General features: G+C 70.9%; 25 protein-coding genes, 3 tRNA genes and 1 pseudogene. 15 read left to right on the forward strand and 14 right to left on the reverse strand.

The features are described 5' to 3' along the window. Positions 1–91: 91 nt before the first annotated feature. The 4 genes from O7622_RS03405 to O7622_RS03420 all read left to right on the forward strand — a co-directional run bounded on the left by O7622_RS03405 (position 92) and on the right by O7622_RS03420 (position 3,047). Complete coding sequence (locus O7622_RS03405) at positions 92–700, forward strand: class I SAM-dependent methyltransferase (protein ID WP_282311815.1); 609 nt, start codon at positions 92–94, stop codon at positions 698–700. A gap of 85 nt (positions 701–785) precedes the next feature. Next, positions 786–1,127, forward strand: a complete 342-nt coding sequence (locus O7622_RS03410) for a DUF1330 domain-containing protein (RefSeq protein WP_282311816.1) — start codon at positions 786–788, stop codon at positions 1,125–1,127. A gap of 47 nt (positions 1,128–1,174) precedes the next feature. Further along, complete coding sequence (locus tag O7622_RS03415; protein ID WP_282314022.1) at positions 1,175–2,167, forward strand: P1 family peptidase; 993 nt, start codon at positions 1,175–1,177, stop codon at positions 2,165–2,167. A 175-nt stretch (positions 2,168–2,342) separates the two neighbouring features. Next, positions 2,343–3,047: an excalibur calcium-binding domain-containing protein gene (locus tag O7622_RS03420; RefSeq protein WP_282311817.1), complete on the forward strand. Its 705-nt coding sequence runs from the start codon at positions 2,343–2,345 to the stop codon at positions 3,045–3,047. A gap of 41 nt (positions 3,048–3,088) precedes the next feature. Here O7622_RS03420 and O7622_RS03425 read toward each other — a convergent pair whose 3' ends face one another. Beyond that, positions 3,089–3,280: a helix-turn-helix domain-containing protein gene (locus O7622_RS03425; RefSeq protein WP_348774068.1), complete on the reverse strand. Its 192-nt coding sequence runs from the start codon at positions 3,278–3,280 to the stop codon at positions 3,089–3,091. Between the two features lie 439 nt (positions 3,281–3,719). Between O7622_RS03425 and O7622_RS03430 the strand changes: the two genes are divergently transcribed. Then, on the forward strand, positions 3,720–4,217 hold the full coding sequence (locus O7622_RS03430) for a hypothetical protein (RefSeq protein ID WP_282311818.1): 498 nt from the start codon (positions 3,720–3,722) through the stop codon (positions 4,215–4,217). A gap of 412 nt (positions 4,218–4,629) precedes the next feature. Then, positions 4,630–5,919, forward strand: coding sequence for a peptidoglycan DD-metalloendopeptidase family protein (locus O7622_RS03435; RefSeq protein ID WP_282311819.1), 1,290 nt, complete (start codon positions 4,630–4,632; stop codon positions 5,917–5,919). A 342-nt stretch (positions 5,920–6,261) separates the two neighbouring features. Here the strand turns inward: O7622_RS03435 and O7622_RS03440 are convergent, their stop codons facing one another. Continuing rightward, the gene (locus O7622_RS03440) at positions 6,262–6,849 is read right to left on the reverse strand and encodes a DNA cytosine methyltransferase (RefSeq protein WP_282311820.1); all 588 of its coding nucleotides are present in this window, start codon (positions 6,847–6,849) and stop codon (positions 6,262–6,264) included. Between the two features lie 89 nt (positions 6,850–6,938). Here O7622_RS03440 and O7622_RS03445 point away from each other — a divergent pair, with 89 nt between their 5' ends. Continuing rightward, the gene (locus O7622_RS03445; protein ID WP_282311821.1) at positions 6,939–7,481 is read left to right on the forward strand and encodes a hypothetical protein; all 543 of its coding nucleotides are present in this window, start codon (positions 6,939–6,941) and stop codon (positions 7,479–7,481) included. A gap of 24 nt (positions 7,482–7,505) precedes the next feature. Here the strand turns inward: O7622_RS03445 and O7622_RS03450 are convergent, their stop codons facing one another. After that, positions 7,506–8,573, reverse strand: coding sequence for an IS110 family transposase (locus O7622_RS03450; RefSeq protein ID WP_282311822.1), 1,068 nt, complete (start codon positions 8,571–8,573; stop codon positions 7,506–7,508). Between the two features lie 249 nt (positions 8,574–8,822). Further along, positions 8,823–9,026, reverse strand: a pseudogene (locus O7622_RS03455) (DNA cytosine methyltransferase); the annotation flags it as partial. 131 nt (positions 9,027–9,157) lie between these two features. On the opposite strand from O7622_RS03455, the gene O7622_RS03460 reads away from it, so the two are divergent. After that, positions 9,158–9,922: an alpha/beta hydrolase gene (locus tag O7622_RS03460; RefSeq protein ID WP_282311823.1), complete on the forward strand. Its 765-nt coding sequence runs from the start codon at positions 9,158–9,160 to the stop codon at positions 9,920–9,922. 401 nt (positions 9,923–10,323) lie between these two features. Here the strand turns inward: O7622_RS03460 and O7622_RS03465 are convergent. The 3 genes from O7622_RS03465 to O7622_RS03475 all read right to left on the reverse strand — a co-directional run bounded on the left by O7622_RS03465 (position 10,324) and on the right by O7622_RS03475 (position 11,850). Then, positions 10,324–10,396 (reverse strand) — tRNA-Arg (locus O7622_RS03465). A 36-nt stretch (positions 10,397–10,432) separates the two neighbouring features. Next, positions 10,433–10,523: transfer RNA gene (locus O7622_RS03470), tRNA-Ser, on the reverse strand. A gap of 697 nt (positions 10,524–11,220) precedes the next feature. Then, the gene (locus tag O7622_RS03475) at positions 11,221–11,850 is read right to left on the reverse strand and encodes a hypothetical protein (protein WP_282311824.1); all 630 of its coding nucleotides are present in this window, start codon (positions 11,848–11,850) and stop codon (positions 11,221–11,223) included. A gap of 55 nt (positions 11,851–11,905) precedes the next feature. Between O7622_RS03475 and O7622_RS03480 the strand changes: the two genes are divergently transcribed. Next, positions 11,906–12,508 carry a hypothetical protein gene (locus O7622_RS03480; protein ID WP_282311825.1) on the forward strand — a complete coding sequence of 201 codons (603 nt, stop codon included), beginning with the start codon at positions 11,906–11,908 and terminating at the stop codon, positions 12,506–12,508. A gap of 96 nt (positions 12,509–12,604) precedes the next feature. On the opposite strand, the gene O7622_RS03485 is transcribed toward O7622_RS03480, so the two are convergent. Beyond that, the gene (locus O7622_RS03485) at positions 12,605–13,378 is read right to left on the reverse strand and encodes a CPBP family intramembrane glutamic endopeptidase (protein WP_282311826.1); all 774 of its coding nucleotides are present in this window, start codon (positions 13,376–13,378) and stop codon (positions 12,605–12,607) included. A 122-nt stretch (positions 13,379–13,500) separates the two neighbouring features. Here O7622_RS03485 and O7622_RS03490 point away from each other — a divergent pair, with 122 nt between their 5' ends. Beyond that, positions 13,501–14,622, forward strand: a complete 1,122-nt coding sequence (locus O7622_RS03490; protein ID WP_282311827.1) for a globin domain-containing protein — start codon at positions 13,501–13,503, stop codon at positions 14,620–14,622. A gap of 68 nt (positions 14,623–14,690) precedes the next feature. Here the strand turns inward: O7622_RS03490 and O7622_RS03495 are convergent, their stop codons facing one another. Further along, positions 14,691–16,223: a peptide deformylase gene (locus O7622_RS03495; RefSeq protein ID WP_282311828.1), complete on the reverse strand. Its 1,533-nt coding sequence runs from the start codon at positions 16,221–16,223 to the stop codon at positions 14,691–14,693. 266 nt (positions 16,224–16,489) lie between these two features. On the opposite strand from O7622_RS03495, the gene O7622_RS03500 reads away from it, so the two are divergent. Next, positions 16,490–17,272: a hypothetical protein gene (locus O7622_RS03500; RefSeq protein ID WP_282311829.1), complete on the forward strand. Its 783-nt coding sequence runs from the start codon at positions 16,490–16,492 to the stop codon at positions 17,270–17,272. A 4-nt stretch (positions 17,273–17,276) separates the two neighbouring features. Here the strand turns inward: O7622_RS03500 and O7622_RS03505 are convergent, their stop codons facing one another. Next, positions 17,277–19,055: a hypothetical protein gene (locus O7622_RS03505; RefSeq protein ID WP_282311830.1), complete on the reverse strand. Its 1,779-nt coding sequence runs from the start codon at positions 19,053–19,055 to the stop codon at positions 17,277–17,279. 208 nt (positions 19,056–19,263) lie between these two features. Between O7622_RS03505 and O7622_RS03510 the strand changes: the two genes are divergently transcribed. Continuing rightward, on the forward strand, positions 19,264–19,968 hold the full coding sequence (locus O7622_RS03510) for a class I SAM-dependent methyltransferase (RefSeq protein WP_013289245.1): 705 nt from the start codon (positions 19,264–19,266) through the stop codon (positions 19,966–19,968). A gap of 53 nt (positions 19,969–20,021) precedes the next feature. Here the strand turns inward: O7622_RS03510 and O7622_RS03515 are convergent, their stop codons facing one another. Next, a complete protein-coding gene (locus O7622_RS03515) occupies positions 20,022–20,555 on the reverse strand; it encodes a YbhB/YbcL family Raf kinase inhibitor-like protein (RefSeq protein ID WP_282311831.1) in 534 nt (177 codons plus the stop codon). 175 nt (positions 20,556–20,730) lie between these two features. Continuing rightward, positions 20,731–20,817 (reverse strand) — tRNA-Ser (locus O7622_RS03520). Positions 20,818–20,960: 143 nt separating this feature from the next. On the opposite strand from O7622_RS03520, the gene O7622_RS03525 reads away from it, so the two are divergent. Next, positions 20,961–21,935, forward strand: coding sequence for an NAD(P)H-quinone oxidoreductase (locus tag O7622_RS03525; RefSeq protein ID WP_282311832.1), 975 nt, complete (start codon positions 20,961–20,963; stop codon positions 21,933–21,935). A gap of 3 nt (positions 21,936–21,938) precedes the next feature. On the opposite strand, the gene soxR is transcribed toward O7622_RS03525, so the two are convergent. Further along, entirely contained in the window at positions 21,939–22,391 is a 453-nt protein-coding gene (gene soxR / locus O7622_RS03530; RefSeq protein WP_282311833.1) for a redox-sensitive transcriptional activator SoxR, read from the reverse strand. A gap of 46 nt (positions 22,392–22,437) precedes the next feature. On the opposite strand from soxR, the gene O7622_RS03535 reads away from it, so the two are divergent. Together O7622_RS03535 and O7622_RS03540 are read left to right on the forward strand one after the other, a co-directional pair. Then, the gene (locus O7622_RS03535) at positions 22,438–23,121 is read left to right on the forward strand and encodes a transketolase (protein ID WP_282311834.1); all 684 of its coding nucleotides are present in this window, start codon (positions 22,438–22,440) and stop codon (positions 23,119–23,121) included. A 14-nt stretch (positions 23,122–23,135) separates the two neighbouring features. Continuing rightward, entirely contained in the window at positions 23,136–24,011 is an 876-nt protein-coding gene (locus O7622_RS03540; RefSeq protein ID WP_282314024.1) for a transketolase, read from the forward strand. Between the two features lie 70 nt (positions 24,012–24,081). Here the strand turns inward: O7622_RS03540 and O7622_RS03545 are convergent, their stop codons facing one another. Further along, positions 24,082–24,792, reverse strand: coding sequence for a glycosyltransferase family 2 protein (locus O7622_RS03545; RefSeq protein ID WP_013477461.1), 711 nt, complete (start codon positions 24,790–24,792; stop codon positions 24,082–24,084). Positions 24,793–24,809: the final 17 nt, after the last annotated feature.

Genomic DNA, 24,809 nt, shown 5'->3' on the forward strand with positions numbered 1-24,809 from the left:
ACCGGGCGGAAGCTTTGCGACGACTTTTCCATTCATTCATCTCATTCATCCGGTAAATGCGGCCAAGGCGTGCGGCCTCTATGGTCGACGGGTGGACAACGCACGGGTACGGCAGGCGTACGGCGCGGTCGCGCCGCTCTACATCGAACTGTTCGGCACCACCGGCCAGGTCCATGGGGACGACCTCGCCCTCATCGGCCGCCACCTGACCGTCCGGACCGGCCCGGTGCTCGACCTGGGATGCGGACCGGGCCACCTCACCGGCCACCTGCGTTCGCTGGGCGTCGACGCCACCGGGATCGACATGGTTCCCGAGTTCGTCGCGCACGCGCGGGCGACGCATCCGGACTGCGCGTACCGGCTCGGGTCACTGGACGACCTCGCCGTCCCCGACCACTCCGTCGCCGGGATCCTCGCCTGGTACTCGCTGATCCACCTCCCGCCACCGGATCTCGACGGCGTGCTGGCGGAGTTCCGCCGCGCGATCGTGCCGGGTGGACCGCTCGTGGCCGGCATCTTCGTCGGCGACGAGATGGGTGCCTTCGAGCACAAGGTCGCCACCGCGTACCGCTGGCCGGTGGACGAGTTCTCCGCGCGGCTGCGGCGGGCGGGGTTCGCGGAGGTCGAGCGCCTGACGCGCCTGGACGACGACGCCCACCGGCCGCACGCCGCCGTCGCGGCCGTCGCGTCCGGGGCCTGAGCGCCCACCATCGTCACCGGGCGAGAAAGCGTGCTGACCGCTGTGCCAGGATTGGCGTTCAGAGCCCGACGGCCGGAAGGACAGCATGCCCGCGTACGCCATCGCCCACCTCCAGGACGCCGCCCCGCACCGGGACATCGCCGAGTACATCGAGCGTCTTCCGGCCACCCTCGCCCCGCACGGCGGCCGTTTCCTCGTGCACGCGACGCCGCACGAGGTCCGGGAGGGAAGCTGGCCCGGCGGCGTCGTGATGCTCGGCTTCCCCGGGATCGCCGAGGCGCGGGCGTGGTGGGACTCGCCCGCCTACCAGGAGATCGCACCGCTGCGCTCGCGGCACATCGAGGGCGACATCATCCTGGTCGAAGGCGTCCCCGACGACTACTCCCCGACCGGCTTCGCGCAGGCGATCCGGGCGGCGGCGGCCTGAGCCGGTCCGGTCGGCGCGCCCGCGACCTGGGGATCGACGTCGGGCCGCTGCCCACCGGGACGCACAACGCGATCACCGACGTCCCCGGCGTCCTGGTCGGCCACACCACCGTCGACGACGGCGCCGACCTGCACACCGGCGTGACAGCGATCGTGCCGAGCGGGCTCGGCCCCGGACGGTGGACGCTGCCCGCCGCGGTGTACGCCGGCAACGGCCACGGAAAGCTCGTCGGCTCGACCCAGGTGGACGAACTCGGCGTACTGGAATCCCCGGTCGTGCTGACCGCCACGCTGTCGGTGTTCCGGGCGGCGGACGCGCTGCTCGGGCACCTGATGGAGCGACGGCCGGACGGGCTGTCGTTCAACCCGCTGGTCGGTGAGACGAACGACGGGCACCTGTCGGACATCCGCCGCCGCCCGATCACCGAGGCCCACGTCCTGGCCGCCGTCGCGGGGGCGACCGGCGGACTCCCCGCCGAAGGCTGCGTCGGTGCCGGTACCGGCACCACCGCCCTCGGCTACAAGGCGGGCATCGGCACCTCGTCCCGCACGGTCCAGGCCGCCGGTCACACGCGCACGGTCGGCGCACTGGTCCAGTCCAACTTCGGTGGCGTCCTCACCGCGCTCGGCGTGCCGCTACCGGTCGACGAGCTGGTCCCGGCCGCCGACCGGACCGAACCACCGGGCAACTCGTGCATGATCGTGGTGGCGACCGACGTACCGCTGGACGCGCGCCAGCTCCGGCGGCTCGCCCGTCGGGCGGTGTTCGCGATGGCCCGGGTGGGTGCGTCGTTCAGCAACACGAGCGGCGACTACGCGATCGCGTTCACCACGTCGGATCAGCAGCCGATCCCGGACGGCGCGATCGATCCGGTCTTCGCCGCCGTGCTGGACGCGGTGGAGGAGGCGCTGCTCAACTCGCTGTTCACCGCCGTCACCACTACCGGCGTGGGCGGCCGTACCAGTCACGCGGTTCCCCACCGGGCCGCCGTCGAGCGGCTGGCGGCGGCGGGACGGCTCACGGCCCGGCCGTACGCCTGATCCACTGCGCCTCTCGCCGTCGGCCGTTCGGCGACGGGCCGAGTCCGATCATCCGCAGCATGGATGCCGATGTTCCGGCAGCCGCCCACCACTTCGTCGCTTATCGCGCCGGTACGGGCCGGTCTGTCGGCTCGGCGACACTCCCGTGCGAACGCATCGCTCCACACTGCCCGCTGTGACCGAACACCCTCCCCCGAACCCGTGGCACGGGCAGGGCCCGCCGCCACCGCCCCATCAGCCCGGCATGCCGTTCGCGCCACCGCCACGGCCGTCGTGGTGGAGCCGCCAGCCCGCGGCGATCAAGGTGCTCCTCGTCAGCGGCATCGCGGTCCTCACCTGCTGCGGCGGGCTGCTCGGCATCGGCGTCGCCGGCGGCCCCGCCACCGAACCGGACAAGACACCGGACAAGGCGGTCGCCCAGGAGGTGCCGACCGTGGCGGCGCCCACCACCACGGCCCCCGCGCCCGAGGTCAGCACCGTGTCGCCCGAGCCGCCGCCGTCACCCACCACGGCCGCACCGACCACCGCGAAGCCCGCGCCGAAGCCGACTCCGCGCAAGACCACGAAGCCCGCCGTCTACTACAAGAACTGCGATGCCGTACGCGCAGCCGGCAAGGCGCCGCTACTGCGCGGCCAGCCTGGATACCGGACCGGGCTGGATCGCGACCTCGACGGCGAGGCCTGTGAGCCGGGCGGCGGCAACGGCGACTCCGGCGGCGGAAGCACCGGCGGCGGCAGTTCGGGCGGCGGCGGCAACGACCCGCGCTTCGGCACCTGCAAGGAGGCGAACGCGAACGGGTACGGCCCGTACAGGCAGGGCAAGGATCCTGAGTACTACTGGTACATCGACCGGGACAACGACGGCACGGTCTGCGAGTGACACGCGACGCCGGGGCGGACCGTGCGGTGCCGCCCCGGTTGTCACTCCAGCTCGGCGTCGAATGCCCGTCGGGCGTGCTCGATCTGCGCCATGTGGGCGTCCGCCCATTCGAGAAGCACGTCGACCGGCGCGCGCAGCGTCTTGCCCAGCGGCGTGATCCGATACTCGACCGCGACCGGGCGCGTCGCCACGACGTGACGTTCGAGGATGCCGTTGCGTTCCAGTCGTCGCAGAGCCGCGAAGTTGTGCCCGCGACGTACAGACGATCACGCGGTGGCCGCCTCGCGTCCACCCGCTGATCGACCGGGAGTTGTATCTGTCCCGCGGCTGGTGCGACGACCTCGTCCGCCGCACCGAAGCCGGCATCGCCGCGACCGTCGGTTTCGCGACGAAGCCCGCGCTGGGCCTGCGGATGCTCGAATGTGCCATCACCGCCGGCCTGTCGGCAAGGTGGGTCACCGCCGACGAGGCATACCGACAGGACTCCAAGTTCCGGGCCTGGCTGCAGCAACAGCGCATCGGTTACGTCTTGGCCGTGCCCCGCAACCAGCGGATCCCCACCACGGTAGGCAATTCCCGTCCTGATGTCCTCGCCGCGAACGCGCCGGCCCGGTGTGGAAGCGGCGCAGTTGCGGCGATGGCGCTAAAGGACCGCGGCTCTACGACTGGGCCGTGGCCTCCCTGCCCGGTACGGTCGACGGACACGGTCACTGGCTGTTGATTCGCCGCGGCATCACCGACCCCACGGATCTGGCCTACTACCTGTCCTTCGGCCCCGTAGGAACCCTCGACGAGGATCTGATCCGCGTAGCCGGGACTCGGTGGACGATCGAGAAATGCTTCCAGACCGCGAAGACCGAGGTCGGTTTGGATCACTATCAGGTGCATCGGTACGACGCCTGGTACCGGCACATAACACCTGTTCTGTGCGCCCACGCCTACCTCGCCATCACCGCCGCGCAGGCCAAAAATGGCACCGAATCCGATGACGGCCTCATTCCCCTCACCCTCGGCGAGGTCCGACGTCTCCTGGCACACCTGATCACCACCACCCGACCCTTCGACTACATCCATCGATGGTCGCGATGGCGACGACGACACCAGCACCGAGCCAGAACAGCCCACTACCAGCGAAGACTCCAACTCCATCAGGTGCGGCTGGAGTACTAAAACTTTCATCGATCATCTACCATCTTTCGATGGCTGCCGAGAGCGCACTTCGAACGACCGGGACGCCGCGATGTCGTGCGCCGTTCGGCCTGGCGGCGCTCGCGGCCTTCGGCCTGATCCCGGCCGTGAGCCCGCGCCCCGCTGTGGCGGCACCGCGCCGGTCCGCATCGCCGGAGTGCCTCGCCGACCTGCCGGGACGCCGATGAGGACCATTTCTTGGCTTGCTCAGGTGTCGTGGGTCGGCTGGCGTGACGATCGTGGGCGGGGCAACCGGCTCAGCCGGAACGCGCACCTCGTGCGACCCGATCGGCGTCGCCCGTCTTCACAGCCCCATCCACGCGAGGTGACACCCGCACCCACCTCGCCAGGCAACGCCTTCACCGAATTTTGAGATCCTTTCAAGGAGGTCGATTTGAACCGCAGGATCGTAGTCAGCTTGGCCGCGCTTGTCGCCGGGCTTGCATTTGTGGCACCTCAAAATTATGCGCATGCCGGCAGTGGCGCGCCATTCAAGCTGCCCTACGGAGCTGGAAACGCGTTCACCGTCACCCAAACTCCCGGAAGCGGCTTCTCTCACAACGACGACTACAACCGGCACGCCGTCGATTTCGCCATGCCGCAAGGTACCCCGATCGTGGCATCGGCGGACGGCACCGTCTATTTTGAGGGTTGGAGTGCCGGTGGCGGCATCATCGCGCTGATAGATCACGGCAACAACCGATGCTCCCAGTATGCCCACCTCAGCGCCACGATCGTCAACCGAGGACAACGAATCGCGCAGGGCCAGCAAATCGGTACGTCCGGCGCGACCGGGAATGCGACCGGGCCGCATCTACACTGGAACATCGTTTACTGCAATTCTCAGATCAGCCGCGAGATCGCCAACTCCGTGGAGGTCGGCACCAGCTATCCCACCGGCAGCCGACCGGTGAGCCAGAACCGCCTGTCCACCCGCCCTCCTGGAGCCGACGGAGAACGAGTGTCCGACTTCAGCGGTGACGGTGCCGCCGACGTTCTGGGTGTCGACGACTCGGGCATGCTGCGGTATTACCCGAACAACAAACAGAAGCTGTCCGACTACACCCAGCTCGGGCACGGCTGGTCGGCCTTCAAGCACGTGATGGCGGCCGACTGGAGTGGTGACGGTGCCGCGGACATCCTCGGCGTCGACGGCTCCGGGTACCTCTGGTACTACCCGAACAACAAACAGAAGCTGTCCAACTACACCCAGCTCGGGCACGGCTGGTCGGCCTTCAAGCATGTCATGGCGGCCGACTGGAGCGGTGACGGTGCCGCGGACATCCTCGGCGTCGACGGCTCCGGGTACCTCTGGTACTACCCGCACAGCGGCACCGGCCTCGGCGCACCCGTCAAGCTCGGGCACGGCTGGTCGACCTTCAAGCACGTGATGGCGGCCGACTGGAGCGGTGACGGTGCCGCGGACATCCTCGGCGTCGACGGCTCCGGGTACCTCTGGTACTACCCGCACAGCGGCACCGGCCTCGGCGCACCCGTCAAGCTCGGGCACGGCTGGTCGACCTTCAAGCACGTGATGGCTTCTGACTTCAGTGGCGATGGCGCCGCGGACGTTCTGGGTGTCGACGATTCCGGGTACCTCTGGTACTACCCGCACAGCGGCGCCGGCCTCGGCGCACCCGTCAAGCTCGGGCACGGCTGGTCGACCTTCAAGCATGTGATGTAAGAGCACGTGCCTCGGCGGGCCGGCCCGAATGGCAGTCAGGATGCACCGGTCGAGCCGCCACACGTTGGAGATGCAGGCCCTGCCGTGCGGCAGGGCCTGCGACCAAGGCGGATTCGCATACTCCGGCCTCACCTGCCACCGCCGTCGAAGGCTGCGCCCAGGAGACCCTCGCACGGTATGCAGCGGGTCCTACCCGTCAGGCTTCATCTGGCCCCGCTGCGCCGCAGGCTGGCGGCTATCGAGCCGCCACGACCAGGGGCGTGACGGCATCCGGGGGTGAGCTCCCGCACGGCGGTGTCGACCGGGGATGACCAGAGACGTCAGCAGGCGACCAGCAGCAGGCTATGACCGCGCGGTGCCCTGGCCGAGCGGCGTCTCCGACCCGGATACGGCGACCTGGGTGGAGCACCCTACCCAGGTGGCGGTATCGGCGACCCGGTACCAGTTCCGCCCGGCTCCCGCTCTGCGTCCGGGGGTGCCGGTGTCGCTGGCCCGCGGGGTGGGCAGCGGCTGGACGTCTGTGGGTCTGCCGCCGGGGTGTGGTTGGTAGCCGCGGACGGCGGACTCCAGCGTCGGCCGCCAGGTGTCGCGGTTGCTGCCGCTCATGTAGCCGGTGCCGCCCCCGGCGGTCGAGATGGGCAGGAGTTGCCCGGCGATGCTGGCCAGGCTCGGCCGGCGCGCCGCTCCGGCCGACGGGGACTTGTTCGATCCGGATGCGCGTAGGCACGTCCAGCTCGTGTCGTACCCGATCGCGGCCAGGTCGGCTTCGACGACGTCGAAGCCTCGCCGCAGGGGCGCGGCAACGTTCTCCACGAACACGAGCGGCGGTCGAAGTGCGCGAGCGGCGTCGGCGACGGCGCTCCACAGGCTGGAGTGCGCACCGCCGATCCCGGCGCGTTTGCCGGCGTTCGAGATGTCCTGTCGCTCCAATGTCAAGGTTGGGCTTCGGGCCCCTGGTGGCCTCCGAGGGCGGTGCTGCCGGTAGCGTCCTTGGCGCAGTTGGTGACGGAGGCGGTGCAGTGGCGCGGACGTGGTTGTCGATACGGGTTGAGTTGGTGTCCGGCCGTGGCGAGGACTTCTGGCCTCGCCCGGGGCGGATCTTCGCCGCTGCGCGGACGCATACATTTGAGCAGCTCGGCGCGGCGATCGACGATGCGTTCGGCCGATGGGACCTGGCACACCTGCGCATGTTCACCCTCGCCGACGAGACTTCGATCTGCTCCTTCCGGGTCTGGGAAGAGGCCCCGGACGATGCGGTCGACAGCGACAAGACCAAGCTGAGCCGGCTCGCGCCGGGTGAACATCTGGCTTACGTCTTCGACATGGGTGATGACTGGGCGCACCTGTGCACGGTCGATGAGCAGCGGATCGATCCGCTGGATCAGCTCGGGTTCGTCCCGACGGAGCCGACGCCATACTGGGGCTGGGGGAACCTGCCCGATCAGTACGGTCGACGGTGGGACGGCGACGATGGCGAGGCACCGATGCCGAAGCCTCCCAAGAATCCGCTGCGGGATCTTCCTCCGATCCTGCCCTGGTGGGGACCGCGGCGCCGTGGCTAAGCACTAACGCCGGTACAGGGGTGTTCAGGCCGTAGCTGGCAGTCCGTCCACTCCCGAGATGGGGATTCCGCTCGACAGTCGCTTGGCGGTGTGCAGGAGTCCGTAGACGTGTCGGGCGAGGTGGCGTTTGAGGGCGCGGATCGCCTCGGTGCGGCTGTTGCCCATCGCCTTGCGGTTGTCCAGGTAGCGGCGGGCTCTGTCGTCGACGCGGGCCTGGGTGATCGCGATGCGGTGCACGGCGGCGTTGAGACGCCGGTTGCCGCCCCGGTTAAGCCGATGCCGGTGTGTCGCCCCGGACGATGCCGGGATTGGTGCGGTGCCGGTGTGCATGGCGAACGCGGCACTGGAGTGGAACCGGCGCACGTCGCCGGTCTCCGCCACGATCCTGGCCGCGGACAGCGGCCCGCACCCCGGTAGCGCCAGTAACTGCGGTGCCTGGTCCTTCATCAACTCGTGGAGTTCCCGTTCGAGCTGATCGGCCCGCCGGGCCAGTTCCTCGACCCGGTCGAGCAGTTCCGCAGCGATGGACAGACCCACACTGCCCGCCTGCGCGGCGAGGTAGTCGCGTACATGCGTCACCCAGCGGCGCTTGTGCAGCTTGCGGGCTGGAATCGTCTCGGCGAAGTCCGGGTCCAGGTCGTGCAGCAGCCACCGCAGCCGCGAGCACATGCGCACCATCTCACCCACGAGGTCCTCGCGGTGGTCGAGCAGCATCTTGACCACGCGTGACTCGTCCTCCGGCCGGGCCGCCGGCAGGTCCTCTCGCAGCGCGGCGCGGGCAGCGGCGAGAGCGTCGATAGGGTCGCTCTTACCCTGGCCCCGACCGAGGCGCCGGTAGCGGGCTGTCAACTGCGTCGGCACCCACACCGCCGACTCACCGGCCGCAAGCAGGCCCCGCATCAGGCCGCCGGCGACATGCCGGACGTCCTCGACGGCCCACAGTCGTTCGCCGTACTGCCGAGCCCACCGCAGCAGGGACTTCACCCCGCGCGGCCGGGCCGGGGCGGACGTCACATCGAGTTGACGGCCGTTGCTGTCCACCGCGACAACGACCAGCAGGTCCTTGTGAGGGTCGACACCAAGAACGATCACTTCTGCTGAACTCCTAGGTCATGACGGCAAGAGGGGAACCGGCCGGCGGACATGCCTCAATCGGGGATCGGGACCAAGCTCCAATCAAGTCACGCCGGCAGGTCGACACGGCGGCGGACGACATGACAAGACCTCGTCAACCCCGCAGGGCGACAACACGGAAGCGAGTCAGCCCGCCACCGTGGCGTATCTACCACGGCGGCGGACCGACCCGCCCAGCGCCGCACGGGACGACAGCACGGGAATGAGTCAGCCCGCTACCGCGTCGGCACCGCCCGAAGACGGCCCACCCAGCGTGTCATTGAGGCAGGGGAAACCGGCGGTGAGGATGTCGACAGGCTCGACGCGGGTCCAGTCGACGGCGCGGATGTCGCCGAGGTTCGGCACGGCGGGCCAGTGGTGGGCGCAGACGGCAGCGGCGTGCCGGTCGGTCTCGGCGTACCAGGTGAGCCGGCCGCGAGCGCGTCGACACTGCCGATCTCGTCTCGATGCGCCACCAGGACTCTTCTGCGATCCCTGTCAGCGTGCGTCGCGAACCCTGCCCGTGCTGACCATGGTCAACTGCGGGGTTAACATCCCAGGTCATGCGTGGGTTCTTCATGGTTGGTGGTCGAAGGCTTTCGTATCTGGACTTTGGCGGTCCGGGTACTCCACTTCTGGCATTGCACGGGCACTACAACGAAGCGTTGGCATTCGCGCCGCTGGCTGAGACGCTGGCACCGCAGTGGCGTGTGATCGCGCTCGACCAGCGTGGGCACGGAGAGTCCGACCGTGCCGAAAGTTATGACCGGGACGACTATGTTGTTGATGTCGCCGCCTTTCACCGGCATCTGGGAGTCGGCCCTGTGGCGGTGCTGGGCCATTCACTGGGCGGAGTGAACGCGTACCAGTACGCCGGTCGGTATGCGGACTGGGTCACCGCGCTGATCGTCGAGGACATCGGCGCGGTCGTGGACTCCGACTGGTCGTTCACGACGAGCCTTCCCCGTCACGCGCCGTCTCGCCAGGCGCTGGTCTCGGCCCTGGGCGCGACCGCTCCCTATCTGGAGTGTTCATTCCGCCGGTCGGGGGACGGCTGGGGCTTCTCGTTCGACATTGACGACACAGTGGCGTCCCAGAAAGCACTCAACGGTGATCACTGGACGGACTGGGTATCGGTAACCTGCCCTACCCTCCTGATCCGTGGAACGCGCAGCGATGAACTGGCGGCCGACCACGCTCGCGAGATGATCCTCCGTCGCGCCGGTAAGGCCCGTCTTGCCGAGTTGCCTGCCGGTCACGTTGTGCATCAGGATGTTCAAGCGCAGTTCGCCAGCGCTGTCAGTGCCTTTCTGTCTGGATCCTGCTGAACTGGTTGTTTGCGATGATTTGCGGGACGGGCGCTATGACGTCGACAGCCGGGTGAGTTGCCGGAGCCCGCCGGTCGGTCACCATCTGGCGTAGGCGGGTGATCTCGTCGTATTACGGGCACGACATTCAACGTGACGGGAACATCACCCAACCCGACCGCGACCAGGCCCAGCCAGTGGCGGCGAGTGCACACCCGCCGCACCTCAGCACCGGGCCTCGTCGGCGGGCAAGCGAATCATGATCAGAACCCAGGCGGACGCACGAGCCGCTCACCGGACCGGGCCGGACGTGAGGGACGCTCGTCGCACGAGCACCCACCGAGCACCCAACCGACCACAAGGGACAGATGCAATGAGGGGCCTGACTGCCATTATGGCAGGTCAGACCCCTCATGATCTTGTGCGCCCGAAGGGACTCGAACCCCTAACCTTCTGATCCGTAGTCAGATGCTCTATCCATTGAGCTACGGGCGCCTGGTGCTCGGCCAGTCTACACAACCGGCTTTCGCGCGGAGACTCCGGGATTCGAACCCGGGAGGGGCTTTAAGACCCCAACCGCATTAGCAGTGCGGCGCCATAGACCAGACTAGGCGAAGTCTCCCTGGTGACCCACGAGGTCACCGCGCCCGAGGATACAGGTCCGTACCCGCCCGGGGCAAAGCGACTATCGGACCGGCCGCCCCGACCGCGTTTTCGTCGTGTGCCAGATCACGCCCACGGCTACGCTCCATCGATATGCAGGAGCAGCCGCCGAGCGATCCGCCCCGTCGCGAGCCCGCCCCCAAGGCCCGGCGGAGCCGCTCCCCACGACCGACGTTCAACCCACCGGCACCGGACGCCGCCGCGGAGAACGCGACGAGCGACACACCGCCGCCCCGGCGTCCGCGCCGGGCGGCGCCCACTGTCGTCTTCCAGCCGCCGACGCCGGCCGCCGCCGACGCACCGCCGGCACCGCGCCCGCGCCCGGCCGCCGATCCCTCACCTGCCGATCCGGGTACGCCCGGCGAGCACGCAGCGCCGGAGGCTTCCGCCAACGGCCCGGGTACGCCGCCGAAGGAACAGACCGCCTCGGGGACGTCCACGACTCCCTCAGGTGCGACTGGCGCGGAACAGGCCGGCGCCGAGCAGCGTCCACCTGCTGCCCGATCTGGCGCTCATGACACTCCCGAGCCGCCCTCGGGAGGCGGAGAGCCGGCTCCGGCGGTGCGCGAGCCCCAGCCGGAAGCCTCGACGCCTCCGCCGCGCGCCAGGGAGGGCACGTCCTCGACGGATGAGAGGCCCGTCACAGCGGAAGAGGATCAAGCTATCGAGCGTCCAACAGCGCCTGGGGCACCACCGGCCGGGGCAGAGGCGCCGAAACGGACACGCCGCGCGCCCGCTGCCAAGAAGGCCGCCCCGGTCGCGAAGAAGGCGGCCCCGGCGGTCAAGAAGGCCACTCGGAAAGCCTCGGCCCCGAAACAAGAGACGCCGATCACCGCGACGGAGCCCACACCCACCGAACGGCAGCCCGACGGCACCGAGCCGGTCACGGCGGAAAGGCCCGTCACCGCACCTCCGCCCGGACGGACCCGCCGGACCACGAAGTCCGCCCAAGCGACGGTGAAGGCGAGCCCAGCAACGGCAAGCCCGGCAACGGCAAGCCCGGCAACGGCAAGTTCGGCAAAGGCGAGCCCGGCAAAGGCAAGTTCGGCAACGGCGAGCCCGGCAACAACGAGCCGGGCAACGGCGAGTTCGGCAGAGGCGAGCCCGGCCGAGCCCTCGGCACCCATCGCCGCACCGACCCCGGAGCCGCCGACCGCACAGCAGGCCACGCAGACCGCAGAACACGAAGCGCCACAGACCGAGGTCACCGCCGCCGACACCACGACACCCCACGCGGAGCAGTCCGACGAGACGACGCACGGCCCGGCAACGACGTCGGCCGTCATCGCGCGGGCGTCCGGGCAACCCGTCGCCCGTACCCCGCTGGAGGGCTGGCGGGCGGTGGGGCCGCAGCTGCGCGACCACCCCGGGTTCGCGCCGGAGCTGCTGGCCCTGGCGGCGGTCGACGCGCTCGGGCCGCGGGCCGCGGCCTGGGTGGAGCAGGTCCGGCGGGCCTACCCGGAGGCGGACGCCGACGGGGTGGCCCGGCTGGCGACGCGGCGGTTCGTGCGGATGGCCGGTACGGGTGGGGCGCTGGCGGCGGGCGCCGGGTTGTTCGCGCCGGTCGCGGAGCTGGCGACGGTGCTGTGGACGCAGGCGAACCTGGTGCTGCATCTGGCGGCGGCGTACGGGCGGGATCCGGCGCATCCGGATCGGGCGGCCGAGCTGCTGGTGCTCACGTTGGTGCACCCGGACGACGGCACGGCGCGGGCGGCGCTGGCGGCGGCCCGTGCGGCCGACGCTCCGGCGGAGGGTCTGTGGGGGCGGGTGGCGGAGGCGGCCTGGCGGCTGGCGACGCCGGTGGCGGCGCAGGCGGGCGGCTGGCTCGGGCTGCGGTTGGCCGCCCGGTTGCTGCCGGGCGCGGCGGCGCTGGCGGCGGCGGTCGGCGGTACGGCAGCCGCGGAGCGACTTGCCGCGCGGGCGGTCGCCCGGTATCGGGCGTGATCGACACCAGTTCGGCGAGTTGGCGCGGTCAGGCGGGGCCGATGCCGCCACTTCCCCGACCTGGCGGCGGACGGAACGCGCGCCGGGCCGGCGCGGTCAGAGCCAGTCGAACCAGGACCGGGGCAGCATCGCGTAGCCGACGAACGCCACGATGTCGAGCAGCGTGTGCGCGACGATCAGCGGGGCGACCCGGCGGGTGCGCAGGTAGAACAGCCCGAAGATCACGCCCATCACGGCGTTGCCGACGAACGCGCCGAAGCCCTGGTAGAGGTGGTACGAGCCGCGCAGCAGCGCGCTCGTGGCGAGCACCGCGCCGATCCGCCAGTCGAGCTGCCGCAGCCGGGTGATCAGGTAGCCGACCACGATGACCTCCTCCAGCACGGCGTTCTGCACGGCGGCGAGGATCAGCACCGGCACCGTCCACCAGAGGTCCGGCAGCGCGGCCGGGACCAGCGTGGCGTTGACGCCGAGCTGCGCCGCCGCCCAGAACAGCGCCAGCCCGGGCAGGCCGATGAGCGCGGTCAGGCCGGCACCCCGGGCCAGGTCCGAGCCGGGCCGGCGGAAGTCGACGCCGAGCGTCCGTGCCGGGTCGCCGGGGTCGCGCGCCAGCAGGTGTACGGCGAGCAGCACCGGCAGCAGCGCGAAGACGATCCCGAGCAACTGGTACGTGAGGTCGAGGTACGGCCGGGCCGACGCGGAGGTGTTGAGGGCGGCGGTCTGCTTGGACAGTCCACCGGTCGCGGTCAGCTTCGCGATCAGCGAGACGAGCGCGTACACGGCCGACTGGCCGAGGGACAGACCGAGCACGAGCAGCGTCTCGGTGCCCAGCATCCGGCGGGAGACCGGACGGGCCAGCTCGTCAACCGTCACCGGACCATGAAAGCACTTCGGCGACCGGACCGGACGGTCGCACAGTCTGTGCGACCGGCGTACACGCTCCGTGGACATTCTATGCGGGCCGATCCGCCCGTACGGAGAAGGAGCGTGCCCCTGTGGAGAACTTCGCGCGGCTGCTGAAGGAGAGCTGGACCCTGGTCGAGGAGCACCGGGAGCGGCTCAGCGGTCACTTCTACGCCCGGTTGTTCCTCCTCGACCCGGAGCTGCGCAAGCTCTTCCCGGTGCAGATGAACGGCCAGGGGGACCGCATCCTGGAGGCCATCGTCACGGCCACCCAGACGGTGGGCGACCCGGAGAGCTTCGACGAGTACCTACGCGCGCTGGGCCGGGACCACCGCAAGTACCACGTGTCGGCCGAGCACTACGCGACGATGGGCGTCGCGCTGCTCGACGCGCTGCGCAGCACCGCCGGGGACGGCTGGAACCTGGAGTACGACCAGGCGTGGCGGGAGGCGTACGCCGGCATCAGCGAGCGGATGCTGGCCGGCGCGGAGGCGGACGAGAACCCGCCGTACTGGCATGCCGAGGTGCTGACCCACGAGCGGCACGGCCCGGACACGGCGGTGCTGACCGTCCGCGCGCTCCAGGATCCGCTGCCGTGGCGGGCCGGCCAGTACGTGAGCGTGGAGGTGCCCCGCTACCACCCGCGGGTGTGGCGGACGTACTCGGTGGCGAACGCGCCGAACGAGGAGAACGTGCTGGAGTTCCACGTCCGGACGCCACCGGGTGCGGCCGGTTGGGTGTCCGGCGCGCTGGTGCGCCGTACCAAGCCGGGTGACCTGCTGCGGGTGGCCGCGCCGATGGGTTCGATGACGTTGGAGCCGGAGTCCACCCGGGACGTGCTCTGCGTGGCCGGAGGGGTCGGCCTGGCGCCGATCAAGGCGCTCGTGGAGGAGCTGACCCGGGTCAACCGGACCCGCTGGGTGCATGTCTTCTACGGCGCGCGCCGCCCGGACGAGTTGTACGGGCTGCCCGGCCTGGAGGATCTCGTCGCGTCCCACCCGTGGTTGTCGGTGACCCCGGCGTGCAGCGAGGACCCGGACTTCGGCGGCGAACTCGGTGACGTCTCCGACGTGGTCACCCGGTACGGCCCGTGGACCACGCACGACTGCTACGTCTCCGGCTCGGCCGCCATGGTCCGGGCCACCCTGCGGGCGCTCGCCGCCGACGACGTCCCGCCCGACCACATCCGGTACGACACGTTCGGCAACCTCTGAACCTTGCTCCCCCCGAGCCGGGTCGCGTGCCCCCGCCCCCTGGGGCACGCGACCCGGCCCCCCGTTTCTCAGTAACGCCAGGGGGTGCCGGTCTCGCGGTACTCCTCCACGGGTACGAGCGGCACGCCGGGCGCCATCCGGTCGACGTACAGCCGCCCCTCCAGGTGGTCGATCTCGTGTGCGACCAGCCGCGCCATCGCGTACTCGTAGGACGTGATCACCCGGCTGCCGTCCCACAGGGCGTGTTCCACGTCGATGCGCAGCGGCCGGGGCACCAGGCCGCGGTGGTCGAAGAAGGACAGGCAGCCCTCGTACTGCTCGTCGGTCTCGGCGGCGGCGTCCACCACCCGGGGGTTGAGCAGCACCACCGGGTCGGCCGCCCGGTCGGCCGGGCGCACGAGCGCGGCGGACCAGCCGATGCCGAGCTGGGGCGCGGCGAGGCCGACGCCCTTGCTGAACGGGTGCAGCTCGTCCAGGCGGACCAGCATCGCGGCGAGCCGGTCGATCACCTGCCGGGCGTGCGCTTCGTCGGCCGGCAGGTCGAACTGGCGGGCCCGCTGCCGCAGCAGGTCGTCGCCGCGCTGCACGATGCCCACGGCCCGCATCCGGTCGCTGGCCCGCACCCGGGCGCCGCCGGTGGGCGCGCTGTCCGGTTCGGCGTCCGGCTCGGGGCTGCGGAACCGCCACTGCATCCGGTAGCGGGCGTTCAGCGGCGGGTCGTCGGTCCCCCAGTCGAAGACCACCCGGCCGCCGTCCACCGAACGCTGGATCGGGGTACGCAGCGGCCCCTCCTCCGCCGACAGCGAGGTCTCCGCGCCCCACACCTTGGGGTCGAGGTCCGCGGGCAGGTCGAGCCGCACCGCCAGGTGCCGGGTGGGCAGGCGTACGGCCCGCTGGAACCAGGGGCCCCACTTGTCCCGGCCGACGCGGTACGCGTACTCGATGGTGACCCGGTCGCCGGGGTAGAGCGGGAAGCGTCCCTCGTCGTTCTCGAACAGCAGCCAGATCTCCTTGAACGCGTCCCGGTCGTGCTTGGCCCGCCAGTGCATCGGCTCGCGTCCGTTGCCGTCGTCCCGGTACGCGGTGAGCTGCAGCTCGGCGAAGGTCAGCGGGTGTTCCCGGTGGTGCCGGTTGGAGCGGCCGGGGTCGTTGGGGTAGCGGTCGACGGCGACCCGGACCAGGTAGCGGGTGACCGGTTCGGTGCCCGCGTTGTACAGCTCCCGCCGGATCGCGCAGTGGTAGCCGTCACCGGTGTGGGTGAGCGTGGCCATCTCCCGCTCCACCACGAGGCCGGTCCCCGGGGGCAGCCACTGGCCGGGCACGGGTGGGTCGCGGTGTGCCACGCCGGCCCGGCCGTGCCGCAGCTCGTCGTACTCCCGGAAGCGCTGCCAGATCGCGCCGCTGGCCTCCAGGACGGCCTCGGCCCGGCGGGCGAAGTCCTCGGTGGGCCGGTGCCGGCGCCCTTCGACGTGGCTGACGTAGGACGGGTCGAAGCCCATCATCGTGGCCAGTTGCTTCTTGGACAGCCCTCGGCCGGTCCGGTGCCGGGCGAGTTCGGCCGCGAACGAGTCCGCGGCACGCTCGATCGGTGAGATCGTCATCAGCTTCCTCGTACGCGGGAAGACCATTTTCACGTTGAGTGGCCGAACGTGTACGGAAACTGCCTCGTATTCGACACTCACCTTGACTTTTCAGCGACGTACATCGATCATTGCGTCGTCTGCCGCCGGTTTCCCGGCGGCGTTTTCCGTCTCGGTCACGCCATTCCCTCCCGCCGGGAGGGTGGTTAGGCTAGCCTTAGCTTGGGTCGACGGCACGTGCCGGCCGACAGGGCGACAGGACAGGGGACGGCCAGGTGACTGCGGTGATGCCGGGGCGCGAAGCCGCCACCCCGTTCGCCCCGGTGTCCGCGACCCTGCGCGCCATGTTCGGCACCGACGACCTGCCCGGCCTCGCGCCCGGCCTGCTGGTCCGCGACGAGCTGGACCGCTGGTCCCCGGCCGCCCGGCTGATCGACGGCGCGCTGCTTCCCGAGTTCCTGACCGCCGCCGGCCGCCGCTGGGGTGGCACCCCGCACGCCTGCGCCGCGCTGGCCTGGAAGTCGTACAGCTACTGGACCGCGCTGCCGGCGGTGCTCGGCTGGGCGTCGGCCCGCCGGGTGCCGCTGCTCGACCCGGCCCACGTGCTCGTGCACTTCGAGGACCACCACCAGCTACTCACGCTGGGACTGCGCGCGTCGACCCCGGTGGCAGTGCTGCCCGGCGACCCGCTGGCGCTGGCCGGCGCGCCGGATGTGGTGGTGGTGCCGGACGAGGCCGCGCTGCTCGGCGCGCTGCGCGCGTCCCTGCTCGACGCGCACTTCGCGCCGCTGGTCACCGCCATCCAGGGCGAGGTCCGGATCGGTGCCCGTACGCTGCTCGGCTCGGTGGCCTCCGGCATCGCGCACGGCATCCTCCGCGCGGCGGACGCGCTGCCCGGCTCGTCCACGGCGACGGTCGGCACGCTGCTCGACGCGCTCGACCTGAGCGACCTGGTCGAGCTGGTGCCCGGCCCGGCCGGCGAGCCGACTGTGCAGCGGCGCACCTGCTGCCTGGCGTTCACGCTGCCCCGGCCCAAGGTGTGCCAGGGCTGCTGCGTCCGCCAGGGCTGACCGCTCACCCGACCAGCGGCCGGACGTCCCACAACCAGACCCCTCCGGTACGCCTCGGCGTGACCCCGCTCAGCTCGGTCATCGCCCGGCGCAACGCCTCGGCCTGCGGCAGCCGCGGGTCGAGGAGCACCGCGCCGGCCCGCCAGTAGCGCAGGTCGTCGACGGCGGCCACCCGGTCCTGCGGGGTGATCGGCGGGACCGCGTCGGTGCGCCGTACCGTCTCGAAGAACGTGCTGGTGGGACGCGGCGGCGCGGTGAAGAGGGCGATCCGGTCCCCGCCGGGGCGGGTGTCCGGATAGAGGAAGTAGCCGCGGGCCAGCGGCATGTCCAGCCGGGTCTCGGCGGACCAGCGCAGCGGGACCGCGTACGTGGTGTCGGGCAGCGGCAGCGTGACGATGCTCCGCCCGCCGGCGACGTAGGGACGCCAGGCGCCGGAGGTGACGAACGCCGGAGTGGGGTCGAGGCGCTTCGCGGGCAGCGGGGTGGGCAGGATCGGCAGCAGCGCCATGGCGAGCACTGTGACGGTGGCGAACCGGATCTGGTCGCGTGCGTCCGGGTGCCGTACGGCGAGCCGCCGGGCCCGGTCGGCGCCGAACGCGAGCAGCACGCCGATGATCGGGGTGAGCGCGAGCGACCAGCGGGTGGGCACCACCGAGTGCAGGACCGGCAGGTTCTCCAGCGCCGCCCAGGGGCCGGGGATGCCGGTGTCCCGCCCGTCGTAGCGGATCTCCCGGCCGAGCGAGAAGAGCGCGAACACGAGCCCGACCGCTGCCAGCCCGAGCACCACGGCGTTGCGGCGCAGCCACCAGACCAGCGCGATCACCAGGATCACCAGCGGCCAGCCGAAGAACGCGTTCTCCTCGGTGGCGTTCTTCACGAGCGGTTCGCTGCCCCGGGCGTCGCCCGCGACCGACTCCCGCGACCAGGCCACGTACGCGGCGAGGTCGGTGGAGTAGCCCCGGATCAGTGTGGAGAGCCCGCTGTACGCCCCGGGGCCGAAGAACTGGACCCAGAGCGGGTACGCGAGCAGCGCCCCGGCGACCACCGCGGCGACCCCGAGCCCGGCGGCGAACGGGCGGGCCGCCGAGCGCAGCGCGGGACGGCCGAGCACGAGCGCGAGCACCACCACGCCGAGCCCGATGGCGGTCATCAGCAGGATCTCCAGGTTGAGGAACGCCTGCCAGACGATCACCAGGCCGAGCAGGACGCCGTTGCGCAGCCACCGGCCGGGTTCGGCCAGGCGCAGCGTCCGCCAGATGATCAGCGGCACCACGTACTGGCTGACGATGTTGGGGTGCGAGTTGGCGTGCGAGATCATCGCCGGCGCGAACGCGCAGAAGGCGGCACCCAGCCAGGCCGGACCGCGGGACTTCACGACAACTCGGGAGAGCAGGAAATACCAGGACACGCCGGTGGCGGCGAGCCCGAGAGTGAGGAAAATCAGGAAGGACCAGCGCGGGCCCGCCCAGAGCGTTATCGGGGTCAGCGGCAGCGAAACGGATAATACGGACGTATTGGCCATGAGATTGACGACATCCGGCACATTCATCCGGTCCGAGGTGAACGGATAGGCGAAATCAGTGACTACGCGTGCACCATGCGCCATCATCCATTCGAATTGCGCCTGATCTGTCCGATTGTCCCGGACACCATTACGCGGATCGACCCAGAGCCGGGCGGTGACCCAGAACGCGAGCAGCACGAAGCTGAGCACGGCGAGCGCGTCGATCCGCCCACCCCGCCCCGATTTGGCCGCACTCGCGTCGCTTTCCGGAGTAGTCATGGCATTTCAGAGCGTAGTCAGGGTATGACGGGCCCATGCAATGTTCCGCGGAATCACGTACTATGTACCGAGTTCGCCGACCGCCGAACAGGCATCCCTCCGGATCACAATTCGACCCCCCTCCGTCCCCCGATTTCCCCATCAGCCATCCAGGTGGTTGACTCTGACGGTCCAGGCGCGGGTCAGTCATATCGTGAGGAATCGACGCATGGCAGAAATCACTGGGGATCAGCGCGTCCAGTCCGAGGTGCTCGAAGGCCTGGCGACGGCTGTCAACCACCGGCAGTGGTTCGTCGAGCTGGCGGTGCCCTACCTCGGTGACAACCCGATCGAGATCGGCAGTGGCCTCGGTGACTACGCCTCCGCCTGGGCCGCGTACGCACCCCGGATCACCGCCACCGAGGCCGACCCGGACCGGCTGATCCAGCTCAAGGAGCGGCTGTCGGACCACCCGGGCGTCGAGGTCCGGCAGATGCTGCTCCCGCACCACGAGCGCGGCGACTACAGCGCGGCCGTCTCGTACAACGTGCTGGAGCACATCGACGACCACGTGGGCGCGCTGCGGAGCATGCGGGATCTGGTCCGCCCCGGCGGCGCCGTGGTCATCATCGTGCCGGCGTTCCAGTTCGCCATGAGCCCCGCCGACATCGCCACCGGCCACGTCCGCCGCTACACGAAGAAGACGCTCGCCGCGGCGATGACCGAGGCGGGCCTCACCGTCGAGCGGATCCACTACGCCAACGCGCTCGGCCTGATCGGCTACTTCATGGCCACCAAGGTCTTCCGGCTGATGCCGAAGGAGGGCCCGATGGTGAAGGTCTACGACACGCTCGTGCTGCCGGTCACCAAGGCCGCCGAGCAGCGCGTCCGGCCGCCGTTCGGCCAGTCCGTCTTCGCCGTCGCCCGCGTGTAAGGAAGGGCCCCTTGTTAACAGACGTCTGTTAACAAGGGGCCCTTCCTTACACCTCACTCCTTGATCTGGTACGTCGGGCGGATGACCGCCCGGGCCAGGGTGTGGAACGCCAGGTTGAAGCCGACGAAGGCCGGGCTGGCCCCGGCCGGGATGTCGAGGCGGTCCACGTCCACCGCGTGCACAGCGAACACGTACCGGTGCGGGCGGTCCCCGGCCGGCGGCGCCGCGCCCCCGTAGCCGGTGTCGCCGTAGTCGTTGCGGAAGCTGAACGCGCCGTCCAGGTCGGCCTCACGCACGCCGGTGGGCAGCTCGGTGACGGACGCGGGCAGGTTCACCAGCACCCAGTGCCAGAAGCCGCTGCCGGTCGGGGCGTCCGGGTCGAAGCACGTGACCACGAAGCTCTTGGTCTCGGCCGGGAAGCCCGACCAGGACAGCTGCGGTGAGACGTTCTCGCCGCCGGTACTGCCGTGCGCGTACCGCGCGTCCATCGGCTCGCCGTTGTGCACGTCGTCGCTGGTCAGGTCGAACGACGGCACCGTCGGCAGCAGCTCGTACGGGTCCGGGGCGATCGGTCGTTCCAGGGTCATCGAAACGGTCCTTCCGGGTACGCGAATGTCCTGCGCCCTTCATACCCCGTTGTCCGCGCCACCGTGCTGTCGGCGCACCATCTCGTTGATCCAGGTCCAGCCCGTCCGGATTCCGCGCCACCCGCCCGGTGGTGCGCGCCCAGCCGCGACCGGCCGATGGCTGGGTCGGAGTGGGCGGAGGGTGTGGGATTCGAACCCACGAAGACATCGCTGCCTTACCGGTTTTCAAGACCAGCGCCATCGGCCACTAGGCGAACCCTCCCGGTACGCCCCCGAGGGGTGCGCGACCGGGGACCAGTGTGCCACGAACCCCGTACCGGGCAAGCCGCCGTCCCACCGGAGGAAACGGTGACGAAGGTCCTCGCCCCCACGTGGACCGATGGGCAGATCGGGTAAGACTGAGTCATGCGCGCAGTCACGATCACGGAACCCGGCGGACCCGAGGCGCTCGTCTGGACCCACGTGCCGGATCCGGAGCCCGGCCCCGGTGAGGTGGTCGTCGAAGTGCGGGCCAGCGCTGTGAACCGGGCCGACCTGTTGCAGCGGCAGGGGCACTACCCGCCGCCGCCGGGCGCGTCCGCGTACCCCGGTCTGGAGTGTTCGGGGACGGTGCGGGCGCTCGGTCCCGGCGTGACCGGCTGGTCGGTGGGTCAGGAGGTCTGCGCACTGCTCGCCGGCGGCGGGTACGCCGAGCAGGTCGCCGTGCCGGCCGGGCAGTTGCTGCCGGTGCCGGCCGGGGTGGACCTGGTCGACGCGGCGGCGCTGCCGGAGGCGGCGTGCACGGTCTGGTCGAACGTGGTGGACCTGGCCCGGCTGGCCGAGGGCGACACGCTGCTGGTGCACGGCGGCGGCAGCGGGATCGGCACGTTCGCGATCCAGATCGGCGCGGCGCTCGGCGCGACGGTGGTGGTGACCGCCCGCTCGGCCAAGCACGCGCGGCTGCGCGAGCTGGGCGCCGCGCACACGATCGACTACCGCGAGCAGGACTTCGTCGACGAGGTACGCCGGGTCACCGACGGCCGGGGCGCCGACGTGATCCTGGACATCATGGGCGCCTCCTACCTGCCCCGGAACGTGGCGGCGCTGGCGACCGGCGGGCGGCTCGTGGTGATCGGCATGCAGGGCGGGCGCAAGGGCGAACTCGACCTGGGGATGCTGCTGGCGAAGCGGGCGGCGGTGCACGCGACCGCGCTGCGGTCCCGCCCGGTGGAGGGGAAGGCGGCGATCGTCCGGGGTGTACGCGAGCAGGTGTGGCCCCTGGTGGAGGCGGGCCGGATCCGGCCGGTGGTGCACGCCCGGGTGGACATGGCCGACGCCGCCGCCGCGCACCGCCTGGTGGAGACCAACGACCACCTGGGCAAGGTGCTGCTGGTCCGGTGAGGGTCAGCCCTGGCCGGGGCGCGGGAGCATGAGGCGCGGGCCGGGGCCTTCGGCGGCGAGCGAGTCCGCCGGGTTGTAGAGCGTGCAGCGCTGCAAGGACAGGCAGCCGCAGCCGATGCAGCCGTCCAGGTCGTCGCGGAGCTTGCCGAGCAGCCGGATCCGCTCGTCCAGCCGGTCCCGCCAGGCGCGGGACAGCGCGGCCCAGTCGTCGGGCGTGGGCGTGCGCCCCGACGGCAGCGAGTCGAGCGCCGCCCGGATCTCGTCCAGCGACACACCCACCTGCTGAGAGATCCGGATGAACGCGACCCGGCGCAGCTCGGTACGGGCGTAGCGGCGCTGGTTCCCGCCGGTGCGGGCGGCGTGGATCAGGCCGAGCCGCTCGTAGTAGCGCAGCGCCGAAGGGGCGACACCACTGCGGTCGGCGAGTTGCCCGATGGTCAGTGTTGCTTCGTGCATCACATGGCCTTGAGTTGAAGTTCGCTTCAAGTCCGAGGCTATCGGTATGACGACGACCACCGCCACCGACCTGGGCGCGTTCCTGGACCGGGTACGCGCCGGACGCGAGTTCGGCGCCAACGTGTACTCGACGCTCGACGTGCTCCAGGTGCTCTACGACCGGGTGCTCCGGATCACCCCGGCCACCGTCGCCGACCCGGGCCGGGACCGCTTCCTGCTCTCCAAGGGCCACGCGGTCGCCGGGTACTACGCGCTGCTCGCCGCCCGCGGCTTCCTGCCGGCCGAGTGGCTGGACGACCAGGGCGGCCCGGCGAGCCGGCTCGGCGACCACCCGGACCGCACGCTCGTGCCGGGGGTGGAGATCGGTTCCGGTTCACTGGGCCACGGGCTCGGGCTGGGCGTGGGCACCGCGCTCGGGCTGCGGGCCCAGGGCCGCACCGGACCCCGGGTGTACGTGCTGCTCGGCGACGCCGAACTGGACGAGGGCTCCAACCACGAGGCGATCGCGTACGCGGGCGCGACCGGGCTGGGCAACCTCACAGCGGTCGTGCTGGACAACCGCTCGGCCACGTACGGCTGGCCGGGCGGCGCGGCGAGCCGGTTCACTGTGAACGGGTGGAGCGCCGCCACAGTCGACGGGCGCGACCACGACGCCCTGCACGCCGCCCTCACCGGGCACGACGACCACCGGCCGCACGTCGTCGTCGCGGTCGTCACGGACGGGGAGTGACGATGGCCGACACCATGCGGGACGCGTTCGTCACCAGCACCGAGGAGGTGCTCGCCGATCCGCGCACGACAGTCGTGCTCGCCGACATCTCCGCCGCCGCGTTCGAGCCGGCCGCCGCCCGGTACCCGGACCGGGTGATCAACGTGGGGATCCGGGAACAGTTGATGATCGGGGTCGCCGGTGGGCTGGCGCTGACCGGGCAGCGGCCGGTCGTGCACAGTTACGCCCCGTTCCTGGTCGAGCGGGCGTACGAGCAGATCAAGCTGGACCTCGACCACCAGGACGTCGGCGCGGTGCTCGTCGGCATCGGCGGCTCGTACGACCGGGCGGCGGCGGGACGCACCCACCTCGGGCCGGCGGACGTCGCGTTGCTGGACACGCTCGACGGCTGGACCGTGCACGTGCCGGGGCACCCGGACGAGGTCCGGCCGCTGCTGCGCGACGTGGTGTGCGGGCAGGACTCGGCGTACCTGCGGTTGTCCGTCCGGACCAACGCGCGGGCGTACCCGCAGGCGGGCGACCTGCACGTGGTGCGCGACGCCGGGCCGGGCGCGCCGCTGCTGGTGGCCGTAGGTCCGGTGCTGGACGCGGCGGTGGCCGCGGTCGCCGACCGGCCGGTCACCGTGGCCTACACCCACCGGCCACGACCGTTCGACACGGCCGGGCTGCGGGCGCTCGCCGCGACCGAGGTGATCCTGGTCGAGCCGTACCTGGCGGGCACCTCGACGCGGGTGGTGTCGGAGGCGCTCGCCGACCGGCCGCACCGGCTGCTCGCGCTCGGGGTGGGCCGCAAGGACCTGCGCCGCTACGGCAGCGCCGAGGACCACGAACGCTGGCACGGCCTGGACGCCGCGGGGCTGCGCCGCTCGGTCGACGCGTTCCTCACCTGAGCGGCCCGGACACGGCGGAACGCCACGACCTCGGCTCGTGCCGGAGTCGCGGGGTTCCGTCGGTTCGGGCTCAGTGCGCGGCGGCGGGACCGGCCGGGCGGCGGCGGGCGCGCTCGCGGGCCAGGATCCAGATCGCCTCGACGCCGTCCTTCCAGGTGATCTTCTTGCCCTCCTCGCGGCCCCGCGCCCGGTAGCTGATCGGCACCTCGTACGGGCGGATGCGGCGGCGCAGCAGCTTGCCGGTGACCTCCGCCTCCATGCCGAAGCCGCGGGAGCGGACCTGGAGCGAGCGGTACAGCTCCAGCGGCATCAGCTTGAAGCAGGTCTCCAGGTCGCCGATGTAGGAGTTGTAGAGCACGTTCGCGGCGAGCGTGACGCCCTTGTTGCCCATCACGTACCAGAAGCTGTACGAGCTGTGGCTGCCGAAGGTCCGGTTGCCGTAGACGACGGTCGCCCGGCCGTCGAGCACCGGCTCCAGCAGACGCGGGATGTCCTGCGGGTCGTACTCCAGGTCGGCGTCGAGGATGACCATGTACTCGCCCTCGGCACTGTCGACAGCCGTCTTGATGGCCGCACCCTTGCCGGCGTTGCGCTGGTGAGTGATCACCCGCAGCCGGGCGTCGTCCACGCGGCCGAGGATCTCACCGGTGCCGTCCCGGCTGCCGTCGTCCACGACGACGAGCTCGATCTCGCAGGGGTAGTCGACTGCCAATGCCTGCTTGAGGGCATCCGCGATACGTTCTTCCTCGTTGTAGACCGGCATGAGGATCGAGAGCTTCACGGAATCTCCACGGAGGC

Origin of the sequence: Micromonospora sp. WMMD1076 (assembly GCF_029581475.1) — a bacterium.
Classification (GTDB): domain Bacteria; phylum Actinomycetota; class Actinomycetes; order Mycobacteriales; family Micromonosporaceae; genus Micromonospora; species Micromonospora aurantiaca.

Bases quoted from the DNA above. Each gene is read 5' to 3' on its own strand.
- O7622_RS03410 (WP_282311816.1), top strand. From the start codon at position 786: ATGCCCGCGTACGCCATCGCCCACCTCCAGGACGCCGCCCCGCACCGG.
- O7622_RS03460 (WP_282311823.1), top strand. From the start codon at position 9,158: ATGCGTGGGTTCTTCATGGTTGGTGGTCGAAGGCTTTCGTATCTGGAC.
- O7622_RS03475 (WP_282311824.1), bottom strand. From the start codon at position 11,850: ATGACGGCCGACGTCGTTGCCGGGCCGTGCGTCGTCTCGTCGGACTGC.
- O7622_RS03495 (WP_282311828.1), bottom strand. From the start codon at position 16,223: ATGACGATCTCACCGATCGAGCGTGCCGCGGACTCGTTCGCGGCCGAA.
- O7622_RS03500 (WP_282311829.1), top strand. From the start codon at position 16,490: ATGCCGGGGCGCGAAGCCGCCACCCCGTTCGCCCCGGTGTCCGCGACC.
- O7622_RS03505 (WP_282311830.1), bottom strand. From the start codon at position 19,055: ATGACTACTCCGGAAAGCGACGCGAGTGCGGCCAAATCGGGGCGGGGT.
- O7622_RS03510 (WP_013289245.1), top strand. From the start codon at position 19,264: ATGGCAGAAATCACTGGGGATCAGCGCGTCCAGTCCGAGGTGCTCGAA.
- O7622_RS03515 (WP_282311831.1), bottom strand. From the start codon at position 20,555: ATGACCCTGGAACGACCGATCGCCCCGGACCCGTACGAGCTGCTGCCG.
- O7622_RS03525 (WP_282311832.1), top strand. From the start codon at position 20,961: ATGCGCGCAGTCACGATCACGGAACCCGGCGGACCCGAGGCGCTCGTC.
- soxR (WP_282311833.1), bottom strand. From the start codon at position 22,391: ATGCACGAAGCAACACTGACCATCGGGCAACTCGCCGACCGCAGTGGT.
- O7622_RS03535 (WP_282311834.1), top strand. From the start codon at position 22,438: ATGACGACGACCACCGCCACCGACCTGGGCGCGTTCCTGGACCGGGTA.
- O7622_RS03540 (WP_282314024.1), top strand. From the start codon at position 23,136: ATGCGGGACGCGTTCGTCACCAGCACCGAGGAGGTGCTCGCCGATCCG.